Source organism: Bacteroides sp. D55t1_190419_B8, assembly GCF_015558905.1.
Lineage (GTDB): Bacteria > Bacteroidota > Bacteroidia > Bacteroidales > Bacteroidaceae > Bacteroides > Bacteroides vicugnae.
On record NZ_JADMOU010000004.1, the window covers coordinates 276,746 to 292,032 of the forward strand.

Here is a 15,287-nt window from a genome sequence, read left to right on the forward strand (position 1 = left end):
CGTGAAATTATTTTTCTAAAAATAATCTTTTAAGATGTTACAAATGTATGACAAAATTTCTATATAATAGAATGATTTATCTATTTTATCATTCTAATACAAGTTTTATATCTATTCGTACCGTTTTTTTTCTTGCCTGTTTCAGTACTCTGATAAACTTATCCGTTGTGGCTTCTCCCTTTCAACAGGGAGAAATACGTATCTCGATTCAGCAGAAAAATGTATTGTTGAGTAAAGTATTCAATGAAATAGAATCGAAAACGAATTATTCTATTTTGATACGTAATAATGATGTAAATGTCAATGAGGTAGTTTCTATCGAGGCTAAGAATAAAACAGTGGGAGAGATTCTGGAATTGCTGTTTAAAGGAAAAGATATCAAGTATGAGATACAGAATAAGAGAATATCTGTGTATAAGCCTGCTAGGAAAAAAACGTCCGGCAGCATACGTGGAAATGTAAAAGATTCTAATGGCGAACCGCTTCCGGGAGTGAATATAGTGGTACATGGTACTAAAATAGGTGTCATAACGGATATTGACGGTAATTATTTCTTGTCGAATGTGCCGGAGGGGACACATGTCATAGACGCTTCTTTTATCGGATATGAGAAAAAGTCTGTCACAGTGAAAGGACTGAAGAATGGGGAGCAACGGCAATTGGATTTTACAATGTCTTACGGGGTCAAACTGAACGAGGTCGTAGTCACTGCTCTTGGCATTAAACGTGAAGAGAAGGCATTAGGTTATTCTATCTCTAAGTTGGATAATGACGATTTTACACAGACTGTTTCTGCCAACTGGCTGGGAGGGCTGTCTGGAAAAGTCGCGGGATTGAATTTTGACCAGTCTTCTGCTGCTCCCGGTGCATCCATACGGGTTACATTACGTGGAGAAGGCTCTTTGTCTCATGATCGTAATACGGCTTTGTTCGTCATAGATGGCGTACCGGTCAGCAGTGATATGTCGGCAAGTAATGATGGCGGTGGATATTCAAATACAGATGCACCGATTGACTATGGTAACAGTGCCAGTGACTTTAATCCGGATGATATTGAATCCATTTCGGTTTTGAAAGGCCCTGCGGCAACCGCTATGTACGGTTCGCGCGCTGCCAACGGTGCAGTAGTTATCACTACCAAATCCGGACGTATCACAAAAGGACTTGGGGTTACGTTCAGTTCTTCGGCTGTTTTTGAACAAGCAAGTTTCTGGCCTGATTTCCAACATGAATATGGTTCGGGCGATTATCGCCGTCAAACAGTTGGCTCAACTGAAGTGAAGCCTGCCGAGTTCTCTTTTTGGACAGTGGGGGATACACCAAGAAACTATTCACGCTACTCGTTCGGACCAAGGTATGACGGGTCGCTGAAGTATCTCTATGCATCCAGAAACTGGGAAACGGATGAATATACCAAACTTCCGTTTGTTGAACAGGATTGGTACAAGGGCTTTTTTGAAACGGGGATGACTTTCCGCAACAGTGTGACTATTGACGGAAATAATGGGAAGGGGGGCTCTGTCCGCCTGTCTATAACCGATCAGCGTAATTCTTGGATTGTGCCTAATACCGGCTTTGATTCACAAAACATAAATCTGTCTGTGAGTCAGAAACTGAACCGGTTTTTGAAATTGTCAGGAAAGGTTACATACTATCGCAAAAATAGCGATAATCTTCCGATGTCAGGATATAGTACAGCTTCGCCTTTATATACTTTGATATGGTCGCCCACCAGCGTCAGTGTAAATGATTATTATAATGAATATAAATCAGGACGTATCAATAAAGTGTATGAAGAAGGGTTGAAAACGAATCTGCTGATTAATGCCACGGCTGATAACCCTTATCTGCAAGTTTACGAACAGCTGAATACTTTGGCACGTGACCGTGTATATGGTAATGTCAGTCTGGATATCTCTTTGATAAAGAATAAATTGAATTTAGCGTTGAGAAGTGGTATGGATATGAGTAATGATTTCCGTACACAACGCAAACCTTTTTATTCGAATGGATATATGTCAGGCATGTATAAGGAGCAGACTGTATATAACCTTGAAATGAACAATGATTTCTTGTTGTCTTATAAAGACAGGTTCGGAGACTTTGATATAAATGCTTCTTTGGGTGGGAATAGTATGTATTCAAATTATCGTAATGTAATTATTACAGCTTCACGTTTATTGGAACCGGGTATCTATATGCTGCGGAATAGCGATGGCAACTTGTTGGTGAATCCTACGCGTCGTCGTAAAGGTATCAACAGTTTCTATGGCTTTGCTAATATTGGTTGGAGAAATATGCTTTATTTGGAATTGACCGGACGCAATGACTGGTCAAGTACATTGGCTCCGGGAAATAATTCTTATTTTTATCCGTCGGTTAATGTGAGTGTCCTGCTTGATGAAGTTTTTAACCTGCATCAGCGTGCTTCATGGATTGATATGTTGAAAATACGTGGGTCATGGGCAAATGTGGGTAACGACACGGATCCTTATGAATTGGAACAGGTATATAACAATAGTGATTTTGTTGGTTCTTATCTGCTTTCCAATAAGGTTCAGAATTACAATCTAAAGCCCGAAAATGTAGAAAGCTGGGAGTTTGGATTGGAAGCTCGTATGTTTAAAAATCGGTTGGGACTTGATTTTACTTTCTATAATACCAATACAACTGATCAAATCATCAATGTTCCGGCCGATTATGCTACCGGTGCGTCTTCACGGATTATTAATGCGGGTAAAGTCAATAATAAAGGTATTGAGATTTCAGCAAATATTAAACCTGTCCGGACAAGGGACTGGAAATGGAATATGACTCTGAACTGGTCGAAAAACTGGAACAAACTGGTTGAACTTGCGCCGGGAGTGAATCTGTGGCAGTTGAATACAAAGAACACAATTGGACAGAGAGTCTTTATCTATGCCTATCCGGGAAAAGAACTGGGACGGATTTATGGAACCGGATATGAGCGGGCTCCGGAAGGTGCGTTTTACCGGGATGAGAATGGAAATAAGGTCGATTGCTCCGGACAGGTGGTTGTCGATGCGGCAACAGGAAATCCGGTATTAGGGACGGAATTGAGAGATTTGGGTAGCATCTATCCGGATTGGAAGGCCGGAATGACTCAAACTCTGTCTTATAAGAATTTTACTTTATATATGTCTTTTAGCGCCCAGATGGGCGGGCATGCTTATTCTGTCACGAATTTCGGACTTTCTTATATGGGGAAACTGAAGAATTCCTTGGAAGGACGTTATGACGGCTTGATACATCCGGGTGTGAACCGGGCGGCGGACGGGACATATACCAAGAATGAGAAGATTACTACGGATATTGTAGATTACTATAATCTGGTTAAATGGAATCGCAATAATGTGGAGGAAAATACATTCAGTACTTCTTTCCTGAAAATGAAAGAATGTCGGCTGGATTATAAGTTCACTCCCAAAATGTGTTCCGCATTAAGGCTTCAGGGGCTTTCATTGGGTGTGTTTGCTACGAATCTTTTTTGTATCACTCAATGGCCTCAATATGATCCGGAAGTTGCTTCTTTCTCAGGTTCCTCGCTTTACAGAGGAGTTGAAACAGGAGGGTATCCTATGACTCGTTCTTATGGTGTTAATTTGAAATTAGCTTTTTAAACTCTGAAGAATATGAAGTATATCGTTTGTTTTATAGGTTGTCTGGCAACATTATTTTCTGTCAGCTCGTGTACGACCAATTTTGATGATTATAATACTAACCCCAATCAGCCTGAAATGTGGACTGTATCTCCTTCAAGCCTGTTGCCGAATGTGATTTACTCGGGAGCTACAACCATGTTGAATAACTCGTGGATGTTGACAAATGAATTGATGCAGTACACGGTGGGAGGGGCTACGAATAATGCGGTACATCGGTATGTAATCAGTAATGCATCTATGGCAAGTGTGTGGAACGGTTGTTTTATCTGGGCGGCAAATGCGACACATATGTATGAGGTGGCTAAAATGAAAAGAGAAGAAACGGATAATGCGGAATATCGTAATTGTGAGGCTATTGCTCTTACCATGAAGGTGTTTTATATGTCCAATGCCGCTGATGTATTCGGAGATATTCCGTGTCGTGAGGCGTTTAAGGGCAGAGGAGAGCAGAATTATAAACCTGTATTTGACACACAACAGGATGCGTACAGCCAGTTTTATTTATGGTTGGAAGAGGCAAACCAGTTGTATGATACTTCTACACCACTAAAGAAAACGGATAAAGACTTGTTGTATGGTGGTGATATGTTGAAATGGAAGAAGTTTACCAATTCTCTGTATCTTCGTTTATTGATGCGTCTGAGTAATCGTGATAAGGAAATGAATGTTTTTGAAAAAATCAGGGAGATATTGAATGACCCGGAAACTTATCCGGTATTTTCCGGTAATGAGGATAATGCGACGATTTTCTTTAGCGGAAGTGCCCCTTTTCTGAATCCTTTTGGGGATAAGAATGAGACGGAGTTTACGGGGTCAGGACACAATATGACTGAAAATATGGTCTCATTGATGAATACTACCAATGATCCGCGTTTGCCGTTCTATTATGTCAAAGTGAAAGGCTACGATTGGAAAGGACAACCTAGTGGAGAGTCTTTTCAGGATACTGATAATAAAGGTATATCCATGTTGAACAAGAACGTATTGGGACTGTACGCCTCTCCTTACTCTTTGATGAAATATGATGAGGTGTTGTTTATTAAAGCTGAAGCGGCGAAAGTGGGAATCATTCCCGGGGGAGATGATGTTGCTCAAAAAAACTATGAAGATGCCATTACCGCTTCTATTCGTTACTGGCAAAGTATTGATCCTGACAAGACTCCTGTAACGGATGAAGTGATATCTTTCTTTCTCCAGAATGGAGTTACTTATAATGGAACATTACAACAAATTCTGACTCAGAAATATATTGCTCTTTTCTGGACCGGATATGAAGCATGGCATGAATATCGTCGTACGGGTTATCCTAAGTTAAGAATTGGTTCTGCTACCGGAAGTAACAATTACACATTGCCCACCCGGTTCGAATATCCGACAAATACGGCAGAAACGAATCCTGATAATTATAAAGCGGCTGTCGACCGTTTACGAACTCTTTATCGCGGAGGGGATAATATGTTGACACCTGTATGGTGGAGCAAGCAAGCTTCTGAATTATAAAAGTTATTCACTTTGAACGAGATAATATGAAACAAAGCAATTTTAAAAGTGTGAGAAAGATAAAACTCTGTTTTCACTCAGTTCTTATCGCTGTAGTGATGGTGTGTATGTTTTCCTGCAACAACGATAGCGATGAACAGTATTATATAAGAATGGGGGTTACAGAAACTGATGTATTGACAGGAGAAAAGAAGGATGTATTGATTGAACGTGATTATGTGTGGGATAACTCAAAATCGGGTGACATCAAATCTTTCTTTCTCTATTCTAACTTGCCGGAATGGGAGGTTCGGACGGAAGCGGAATCGGATGTTGACTGGATTGAAGTCTGGCCCGGAGAAGGTAATGAGGATGGGCGTTTCTATGTGAAGGTTTATTCTAATTCAACATCGGAGGAGAGGACTTCTTCACTCAACATAATTTATGGTGGAGAGGTGTATTGGACAATTCCTGTCATTCAACATTAAATATAAAGAATATATGAAAGCAAATCTTACAAGTAAAAGACTGACATATTTCGTCCTATTTTTTATTGTGTTCTGTATGCTGTCATGTTCGGAGAAAGAAGAACAGGTAGTATCGGAAATATCACTAAGTCAACCGGAAATAGAGATAAATAAATTAGGATTCGGAAAAAATGGAGATGAAGCAGGGGTTGAGGTTACTTCCAATGTTTATTGGGAGATAACGAAGGATGAAAATGTCGATTGGATAGAGGTGTCACCTATGGGAGGAACCGGAACGACCAAGGTGGTGATTACCGCTCTTAAAAATGAAGGAGAACCTCGTTCTGCAGAATTAACATTAGAAACACTCGACGGAACGAAGAAAACGATTCAGGTTAACCAGTCGGGAGGGGATGAGGTTATCCGTTTCTTTTCCAGTGATTTTGGATTGGAACCGGTTGTGGAAAAAGCTCCGGTGAAGGCTTATGAGCAGTGGAATGTTGTCGGAGTCGGGATTTTAGGCACCAGTTTCTCCGGTGAACAGGCTTATATTGACAGTGAATCTCCTTCAGTTGGATATGAAACGGCTTCGGGTGCTAATAATGTACTTCTTGATTCAGAGGATAGTGAATTTAGTTTCGGGCCTGTGGGGACAAAATCCAATACCAGCTTTATTTTGTCTTTTGGTGTTCTGGGGGAAGAGAATGGTCTGATTTTAGAAATAAGTAATGATGATGAAAACTGGATTCAATTACCATATCAACAGGCCGAAACCGCGGAGTGGTCGATGGCACAAGTGAAGTTCCATTTGCTGAGCCAGACATCTTATATGTATTTCAGATTCTCCAATTCAGCAGGTGGCACTTATCGTATTGATGATATTCAGCTTGTGGAAGGAGTTGGAAATGAAGGAATAGAGATTGATTTCGATGCGTTGGTTGATGATGATAAGCCTGCAGGTTTCGTTTATTTTGAAGATCGGTTTGACTGGATTACAGAAGAGTTCGGTGGGGGTGATTATGTGGGTGGAACGGCTATCGGTCAATATCCGCCTACCGGTCCACGCTGGGATAAGCTTTCTGCAGCCTGTAAACCGATATGGAATGCTTCGGGGTGGAGCGTATCGTCCGGATACTTCACTTACATATCTTTGGGATATGTTCAGTTGGGAAGTACTACTTCCGGTGGAGATATTATTTCTCCGAGACTGAATAGTTATATTTCTTCTTATCCGGATATTCCCAAAAGGGCAGGTATTGGTGTCGGTAAGGCTGTAAATGTCATGGTATCTTTTGATGTTTCAGTATATATGGGAGCAGGTGGTAATCAGGATTCTGACGATATAATCATGGAGGTGCTTGATGCAGGAACATTAAGTAATAAGGTAGACAAGGAAGTGAAAATAAAAGTGGATAGCTGGAATAGTTGGAGGAGGATTGAGATACCGGTTTATGGAGCCACATCGGATACACGCATCCGGATTAAATATGGGGTCGCTTCGCCGGGAGGGAGAAACCGTGTTTTCTTCGATCATCTGAAAGTAGAAAAAGCAGTAAAGGAATAAATAATTATGGGAAATATGAAGATGTATAAATATATATTGTTTATGATAATGTTCTCTTTTTGTGGGAACAGTGTGATATATGCTCAAAATAGTAAAGGAGATCATAATCCGATAGGGTATATTTATTTTGAAGATCAATTTGACTGGGTTTCGTCAGAGTTTGGGGGCCAGGATTATCTGAATGGCAAGTTTGCTAATGCCGGTCCTCGGATTGACGGAGTGCCACAGCAGCTTAAAGGTGTGCTGGAGGCTACCGGTTGGAAAACCACAGGAAAGTTTGTTTATCTTCGATTAGGGTATTTGCAGGTGGGACGCAGGACTGATGGCGGAGATATTATTTCTCCGAAGTTAGAAAAACGTATGCCTGAAGCTGGTTTGGGAGAGTATAGCTGCGCGGGAATAGAACCAGGTAAAGAAGTAAATGTGGATGTATCATTTGATGTGGCTATTTATCAGGGCGTGAAAGGCAATAAAGATCTGAATACAATTCTTGTAGAAGTATTGAATGCCGGTAAGCTGAAGGATGGCAGTACAGAAAAGGAAATCAAGGTGAATAGCTGGAATAAGTGGAAGAAAATAGTTGTTCCGGTTTATGGGGCAACCTCTGATACACAAATATTAGTTCGTTCTATACAGGTGAAAAACACTGGAAAGGCCGCCCGTTTCTTCTTGGATAATTTTAAAGTTGTGAAAGTAAAATGATGAGTAGAGAAATGAAAAAGATAGTATTGGTGATATGTATTCTTTGGGGCTTTTGTCCTGAATCTGATGCCCAGAGAGAAAAGCCGCAAAAACATCTTTATGAGATTGTGAATCTGGCATATTATGCAAAAGCGAATAATAGTTTGCCTACTCCTGCAACGAATGAAAAGCGGGTTGTTTTTATAGGTAACTCTATAACGCGCGGATGGGTACGTATGCGTCCGCAGTTTTTTACTGCAAACGGATATATAGGACGGGGGATAGGTGGGCAAGCCAGTGCCCAGCTTTTGTTGCGTTTTCAACAGGATGTAGTTGCTCTGAAACCTTATGCCGTAGTAATTAACGCCGGAACGAATGACATAGCGGAGAATGCAGGGACATATGATCCGGTTTTTACTTTGAATAATATTCGTTCTATGGCACAAATTGCTCAGATGAATGGCATTCGGGTTATCTTGGCTTCAGTATTACCGTCGGGCGGATTCAGATGGAATCCTGCTGTTACGGAAGTCACACAGAAAATAGATGCTCTCAATCGTGCCATTAAAGCATATGCAGAAGAGAATGGTTTTCCGTATGTAGACTATAATACCGTTTTAAGAGATGAAAATGGTGCGATGAAGGCTGGATATAGCGAGGATGGAGTGCATCCGCTAGAATCTGCTTACCGGATAATGGAGAATGTAGTACAACCTGTCATTAAGCAAGTACTCAATGCCTCAGCCGGAAATCTCAGTGTCGGGTCTTATAATATACGGAATAGTAATGTAAAGGACTCATTGGAGGGAAACGGATGGCAGCAAAGGTACCCTGTAATTGCCCGGCTTATTAAATACAATAATTTTGATATTTGGGGTGCTCAGGAGGTAAAATATAACCAACTGGGAGATCTTTTAAGAAGTTTGCCGGACTATGACTATATTGGTGTAGGTCGCGAAGACGGCAAAAAGAAAGGAGAGTATGCACCGATTTTCTATAAGAAAGATAAGTTCGAGGTATTGCATTCCGGCCACTTTTGGTTGTCTGAAGATACCTCTAAACCCAATAAGGGCTGGGATGCTGCTTATGTAAGAATATGTACATGGGGGGAATTCGTTGATAGGAAAACAAATTTCCGTTTTTGGCATTTTAATCTCCATACAGATCATAAGGGGGAAGTGGCAATGAGGGAAAGTTCGAAGTTGGTGTTGAGGAAGATTAAGGAAATGTGTGGAAATGATGCTGTTATTCTGACAGGTGATTTCAATGTGGATCAAAGTCATGAAAGTTATCAGTTGTTAGCTTCGTCAGGAGTCGTGTGCGATTCTTATGAGAAAGCGAAGTTTCGCTATGTGCTGAATGGAACGATTAATCATTTTAATCCGAATCTGAATACCAATAGCCGTATTGACCATATTTTTATAACTCCGGATTTAGTGGTTGACAAGTATTCGGTTTTGACGGATACATATCGTTATAAAACAAGTGACAAAAAAATAACCAATTCGGCTCAAGAATCCTCTGATATTATTTATGAGAACTCACAGGCACGTACTCCTTCAGATCATTTTCCTGTGAGAGTTGATTTGAGCTATACTAAATAAAATAATTATCAGCATATTTATTTTTTGAAAGGGAGTATTGATTCCAATACTCTCTTTCATATCATATTGTGCTTTTTTTAAATCTTGAAATAACATTGTATGATGAAAAACATACTCACTTTTTATAAAAAAAGTGCCCCTATCCCTATGCTTGAAATTTCCGAAGAAATGCAAAGTAAGTTGTATAGGAAATGGCGCTGGTCGTGTTTCTTGTCCGGAACAATAGGATATAGTTTGTATTATGTGTGCCGCACTACATTGAATGTCGTGAAGAAGCCAATCCTTGAAAATGGAACATTAGATGCTGTGCAGTTAGGCATTATTGGCTCTGCCTTATTATTCTCTTATGCTTTAGGAAAATTCGTTAATGGATTTCTGGCCGATCACAGTAATATAAAACGTTTTATGGCAACTGGGCTTGCAGTTTCCGCTGTTGCGAACTTTTGTGTCGGAGCGTGTGGATTGTTGCAGGGAAATGTGGCTTTCTATTCTAATATGTTACTTTTTGTCGTTTTTGCGGTTATGTGGGGAATAAATGGCTGGGCTCAGTCAATGGGAGCACCTCCGGCTATTATTGCCCTTTCTCGTTGGTTCCCGTTAAAACAACGCGGAACATATTATGGATTCTTCAGTGCCAGCCATAATTTAGGAGAATTTCTTTCTTTTATATTTGTCGGAGCGGTAGTCGGTTTCTTTGGTTGGCAATGGGGATTTGTCGGAGCTTCCTTAGCCGGTGCGGCAGGAGTCGTTGTTATTATTCTCTTTCTCCATGATACACCCCAATGTAAAGGTTTGCCTCCAGTGGAAGTCATATCTAATGAAGAATTGGAGAGAAAAGAAGCATCCTCAAAAGAATCTACTTCAGAGTTACAAAAAGCTGTCATTAGAAATCCTTTCATATGGTTATTGGCATTTTCCAGTTCTTTTATGTATATCAGCCGGTATGGTATTAATGGTTGGGGGGTATTGTTTTTGCAAGAAGTGAAAGGATTCTCATTATCTCATGCAACGCAGATTATTTCTATAAATGCTTTACTCGGCATTGTCGGTACTGTTTTTTCAGGCTGGTTATCAGATAGGTTGTTTCATGGCAAAAGAGGATTGTTGGCTTTTCTGTTTGGTTTGCTTAATACATTGTCTCTTTGTTTATTTTTGTTTTCAGGAAATAGCTTCTTTATCAATATTTTGAGTATGCTACTCTTCGGTGTTGCAGTAGGAGTGTTGATTTGTTTTTTAGGAGGATTAATGGCGATAGATATTGTTCCAAGGGATGCAAGTGGAGCAGCGTTGGGTATTGTCGGTATGGCTAGTTATATTGGAGCGGGGCTCCAAGACATTATCAGCGGTTATTTAATTGATTCCAATAAAGGTGTTATTAATGGTGTGGTTATTTATAATTTTTGTCCTGTTTCTGTTTTTTGGGTTTCAGCTTCTGTACTTTCTTCATTATTAGTGCTTTTTTTATGGAAGAAAAAGAATATATAATAGCAAATAGAATTGTCGGAGACATGTATATATGCTAAAAGACTGTTTGTTGAGAAGTAAATAACCGATGGCGATCTTTCCGCATGTTAGTTTATTAATAAAAGGCAGCTATACGATTGCGGTTCTACCGCACAATCGTATAGCTGCCTTATTATATTTATCTTCAGGCTTTATTTTACCGGAATCTTGTCAATACGGTTCTGATGACGACCGCCATCAAACTTTGTAGAGAAGAACTCTGTCAAAATCATATCCGCTTCTTCAGTGCTGATGAAGCGTCCCGGCATGACCAGAACATTAGCGTCGTTGTGCTGACGAGCCAGATGCGCAATTTCTGCATTCCAGCAGAGAGCAGCACGAATTCCCTGGTGCTTGTTCAGCGTCATATTGATTCCGTTTCCACTGCCGCAGATAGCGATACCGGGATAACATTCTCCCGATTCCACTGCAAGAGCCAGTGGATGAGCATAATCCGGATAGTCTACGCTAGCGGTAGAGTTAGTTCCGAAATCCTTGTAAGCCCAGCCTTTTACTTCCAGCCAGCCGCGAACATATTCTTTCAGTTCAAAACCGGCATGGTCGCATGCTAATCCGATTGTTTTCATTAGAGCATTGCTTTTACTTGGTTATATACGTTCTCGGCAGTAAATCCAAGTTTCTCATCCAACACTTTGTAAGGAGCAGAGAAACCGAAAGATTCCAATCCCCAAACTTTACCGTGGCAACCTACCAGACCTTGAAGATTAACAGGCAGACCGGCAGTCATACCGAAAATCTTTGCATCTGCCGGGAGAACAGCTTCCTGATATTCTTTCGGTTGGTTACGGAACAGACCTTCAGACGGAGCGGATACAATGCGTACCTTTACGCCATCTTTGCGCAGCAATTCTGTGCCGGCTACCAATGTAGCCACTTCAGAACCTGAAGCTACCAGGATTACATCCGGATTTTCGTCAGAACCTGCTACGATATACGCACCCTTAGCTGCCTGTTCGTAATCAGTTCCTGCCGGTAAGTTGGCAATATTCTGGCGAGAGAAGATCAATCCTGTCGGAGTAGACATATTTTCCATGGCAAGTTTCCATGCAATAGTTGTTTCTTCTGCATCGGCCGGACGAAGTACCAACATAGAGTTGTGTCCCTTGTGGTTCTTTAGTTTTTCCATCAGGCGGATTTGTGCTTCCTGTTCTACCGGTTCGTGAGTAGGACCGTCTTCACCTACGCGGAATGCGTCGTGTGTCCAGATGAATTTCACCGGTTGTTCCATCAAAGCAGCCATACGTACGGCAGGTTTCATGTAATCGGAGAATACGAAGAATGTACCGCAAGCAGCGATTACACCACCGTGGAGTGACATACCGATACAGATACAAGCCATCGACAATTCTGATACACCTGCCTGGAAGAATGCTCCGCTGAAATCACCTTTCTTGAAAGAATGAGTCTTTTTCAGGAAACCGTCAGTCTTGTCAGAGTTAGAAAGGTCGGCAGAAGCAACGATCATGTTTTCTACTTGTGTGGCAAGTGCGCCCAGTACAGTGGCAGATGCAGCACGAGTAGCGCTACCAGCTTTCTGTTCGATAGCAGCCCAGTCCACTTTCGGAGCTTTGCCCGAGAAGAAAAGTTCCAGTTTGGCAGCTTGTTCCGGGTTTGCTTTCGCCCATGCTGCTTTTGCAGCATATTTCTCAGCTACAATTTTCTTCAGCTCTTCTGCACGTTTTGCATACAGTTCGGCTACTTCCGGGAATATAACGAACGGGTTAGTAGGATCACCACCCAAATTCTTGATTGTATTTACATAAGCGTCGCCACCGAGAGGAGCACCGTGTGTAGCGCAGTTAGCTTCATAGCTGCTGCCGTCTGCCTTGCGTGCACCTTTACCCATAACCGTTTTGCCGATAATCAGTGTAGGGCGTTCTTTTTCAGCCTGTGCTTCTTTGATTGCTGCGCGGATTTCGTCAGGATCATTACCGTTGATGCTAAGTACGTTCCATCCCCATGCTTCATATTTCATGGCAGTATCTTCAACGGTTACATCTTTCGTTTCAGTAGAAAGCTGGATATCGTTGGAGTCATAGAACATAATCAGGTTGTCCAGTCCCAGTGCACCGGCAATACGTCCGGAACCTTGAGAGATTTCTTCCTGGATACCACCGTCAGAGATGTAAGCATAGATTGTTTGATTCATCACCTCGTTGAAACGGGCTTTCAGGAATTTGGCAGCGATGGCAGCACCCACAGCGAAAGTGTGTCCTTGTCCCAACGGACCGGAAGTATTTTCAATGCCCCGCATGATATCCACTTCTGGGTGTCCCGGAGTAGGGCTTCCCCATTGACGGAATTCTTTCAGTTCGTCCAGAGTGAATTTACCGGTCAATGCCAGTGTAGAATAAAGCATCGGAGACATATGGCCCGGATCCAGGAAGAAGCGGTCACGTCCTTCCCAACGGGGATTTTCAGGATCGTATACTAGAAACTCAGAGAAGAGTACATTTACAAAATCAGCACCACCCATGGCGCCACCCGGGTGACCGGAATTGGCTTTCTCAACCATTGAAGCAGCAAGAATACGGATGTTATCCGCTGCACGATTCATAAGTTTGTTATCGTTCATATCATTAAAATTTAATTGATTTCTGTCAGATTGTTCGCAAAGATAACTCTTTATGTGGATTTAACAATCCAAAAGAGCTATCTTTTTTATCGACAATTTTACGGTCTTCTTGTTTGCGATACAATAAGTAAATCCCCTAAAATTACTGTAACTCTAAAGTAACAATGGACTTAGCAGGAAGTTTTACCTTCATTGTTCCTTTATTGATTTTTACCTCTTTGAAAGGTGCCGGCTTTACAATATTAGGGTTTTCAAAAGAATTGTAATCGGTCAGTTTGGCGGAGGTCAGAATCTCTCCGACTGCTTTTTTTGCTTTCGTATCACCCAAATTGATGGTGATTTCCTGTGCTTCGTCAGCATCTACATTAGAAAGAGAAAGGTGAATCACTCCATCCTTGTTTTTGGAAGCTGTGGCACTTACCATCGGAACGGTGCGGTTATCACGTACACTCATCTTTTCGCAAGTCAGCTCAATGGGAAGATAAGTGGCATCCTGATGTACTTTATACATCTTGAAGACATAATAAGTAGGAGTGAGCACCATTTCTTTGTCTTTCGTCAGAATCATGGATTGAAGTACATTGACTATCTGCGCGATATTTGCCATCTTCAGGCGGTCTGTATATTTGTGGAATACGTCAAGGCTTAAAGAAGCAACGAAAGCATCGCGCAATGTATTCTGCTGATACAGGTGTCCTTTGATGGTTCCCGGTTCTTCATCCCACCAGGTTCCCCATTCGTCGAGTAAAAGAGCGATCTTTTTGTCCTTGTCATATTTATCCATGATGGCGCAATGTTTCTTGAGCACATCTTCCACTTCCAGACATTTCCCCATTGTCCAATAATAATCATCCTTGTTGAATTGAGTGGCTGCTCCTTTGCTGCCGCTCCATCCGGTTACGGTGTAATAGTGGAGAGAAAGCCCCTGCATACGATGTCCTACACGATTCATCAATACGTCTGTCCAGTTGTAGTCATAATCACTTGCACCGCTGGCAATTTTGAACAGACGGTTGCCGTCGTAGTTGCGGCAATAGGTAGAATAACGACGGTATAAGTCCGCATAATATTCCGGACGCATACTGCCACCACAACCCCAACTTTCATTTCCTACTCCCAGATATTTGAGCTTCCATGCTTTGTCACGACCATTCTTACGACGGAGATTGGCCATGGGAGAGTCCCCGTCCGAGGTCATATATTCCACCCATTTGGCGAGTTCTTCTACGGTACCGCTACCTACATTTCCACTTACGTAAGGCTCACAACCCAGCATTTCGCAAAGATTCAGGAACTCATGTGTACCGAAACTGTTATCTTCAATCGTTCCGCCCCAGTTGTTATTCACCATCTTCGGACGATTTTCTTTCGGACCGATGCCATCCATCCAATGATACTCATCGGCAAAGCAACCACCCGGCCAGCGTAGAACGGGAACAGCCAAGTCTTTTAATGCATTGAATACATCTGTACGGTATCCCTTGATATTGGGTATATCCGAGTTTTCGCCTACCCAAAGACCACCGTAGATACATGAACCCAGGTGTTCGGCAAACTGACCGTAGATTTCTTTCGGGATAATCTCTTTGCCTTGGTCGGCATGTACGGTTATGGTAGCACTCTTTTGCGCGGAAAGAGATACTGATGCTGCCAGAAAGGCCGTACTGACTAATAGTTTTGCTTTCATAAATGGTATTTGTTTAATGATTA

General features: G+C 41.7%; 10 protein-coding genes and 1 pseudogene. 8 read left to right on the plus strand and 3 right to left on the minus strand.

Features of this window, described 5'->3' with window-relative positions; all coding sequences use genetic code 11:
* Window positions 1-167: 167 nt before the first annotated feature.
* The 8 genes and pseudogenes from I2I13_RS06010 to I2I13_RS06040 all read left to right on the plus strand — a co-directional run bounded on the left by I2I13_RS06010 (window position 168) and on the right by I2I13_RS06040 (window position 10,963).
* Window positions 168-3,641 carry a SusC/RagA family TonB-linked outer membrane protein gene (locus tag I2I13_RS06010; RefSeq protein WP_167511818.1) on the plus strand — a complete coding sequence of 1,158 codons (3,474 nt, stop codon included), beginning with the start codon at window positions 168-170 and terminating at the stop codon, window positions 3,639-3,641.
* Window positions 3,642-3,653: 12 nt separating this feature from the next.
* The gene (locus I2I13_RS06015; RefSeq protein WP_229128569.1) at window positions 3,654-5,183 is read left to right on the plus strand and encodes a SusD/RagB family nutrient-binding outer membrane lipoprotein; all 1,530 of its coding nucleotides are present in this window, start codon (window positions 3,654-3,656) and stop codon (window positions 5,181-5,183) included.
* A 50-nt stretch (window positions 5,184-5,233) separates the two neighbouring features.
* Complete coding sequence (locus tag I2I13_RS06020) at window positions 5,234-5,650, plus strand: BACON domain-containing protein (protein ID WP_148366252.1); 417 nt, start codon at window positions 5,234-5,236, stop codon at window positions 5,648-5,650.
* Window positions 5,651-5,663: 13 nt separating this feature from the next.
* Window positions 5,664-7,193 (plus strand): BACON domain-containing protein, encoded by a 1,530-nt coding sequence (locus I2I13_RS06025; protein ID WP_195649085.1) that lies wholly within the window; start codon window positions 5,664-5,666, stop codon window positions 7,191-7,193.
* Between the two features lie 6 nt (window positions 7,194-7,199).
* Complete coding sequence (locus I2I13_RS06030) at window positions 7,200-7,895, plus strand: hypothetical protein (protein ID WP_148366256.1); 696 nt, start codon at window positions 7,200-7,202, stop codon at window positions 7,893-7,895.
* Window positions 7,896-7,906: 11 nt separating this feature from the next.
* A pseudogene (locus tag I2I13_RS24605) lies at window positions 7,907-8,560 on the plus strand (GDSL-type esterase/lipase family protein); the annotation flags it as partial.
* A gap of 9 nt (window positions 8,561-8,569) precedes the next feature.
* On the plus strand, window positions 8,570-9,478 hold the full coding sequence (locus I2I13_RS24440) for an endonuclease/exonuclease/phosphatase family protein (RefSeq protein WP_229128574.1): 909 nt from the start codon (window positions 8,570-8,572) through the stop codon (window positions 9,476-9,478).
* A 102-nt stretch (window positions 9,479-9,580) separates the two neighbouring features.
* The gene (locus tag I2I13_RS06040; protein WP_195649094.1) at window positions 9,581-10,963 is read left to right on the plus strand and encodes an MFS transporter; all 1,383 of its coding nucleotides are present in this window, start codon (window positions 9,581-9,583) and stop codon (window positions 10,961-10,963) included.
* A gap of 170 nt (window positions 10,964-11,133) precedes the next feature.
* Here I2I13_RS06040 and rpiB read toward each other — a convergent pair whose 3' ends face one another.
* The 3 genes from rpiB to I2I13_RS06055 all read right to left on the minus strand — a co-directional run bounded on the left by rpiB (window position 11,134) and on the right by I2I13_RS06055 (window position 15,264).
* Window positions 11,134-11,568 carry a ribose 5-phosphate isomerase B gene (gene rpiB / locus I2I13_RS06045; RefSeq protein WP_004309178.1) on the minus strand — a complete coding sequence of 145 codons (435 nt, stop codon included), beginning with the start codon at window positions 11,566-11,568 and terminating at the stop codon, window positions 11,134-11,136.
* Window positions 11,568-13,577 carry a transketolase gene (locus I2I13_RS06050; RefSeq protein WP_074556456.1) on the minus strand — a complete coding sequence of 670 codons (2,010 nt, stop codon included), beginning with the start codon at window positions 13,575-13,577 and terminating at the stop codon, window positions 11,568-11,570. Before I2I13_RS06050 ends, rpiB begins: the two co-directional genes overlap by 1 nt.
* Before the next feature lie 142 nt (window positions 13,578-13,719).
* Window positions 13,720-15,264, minus strand: coding sequence for an alpha-N-arabinofuranosidase (locus tag I2I13_RS06055; protein WP_195649086.1), 1,545 nt, complete (start codon window positions 15,262-15,264; stop codon window positions 13,720-13,722).
* Between the last annotated feature and the right edge of the window lie 23 nt (window positions 15,265-15,287).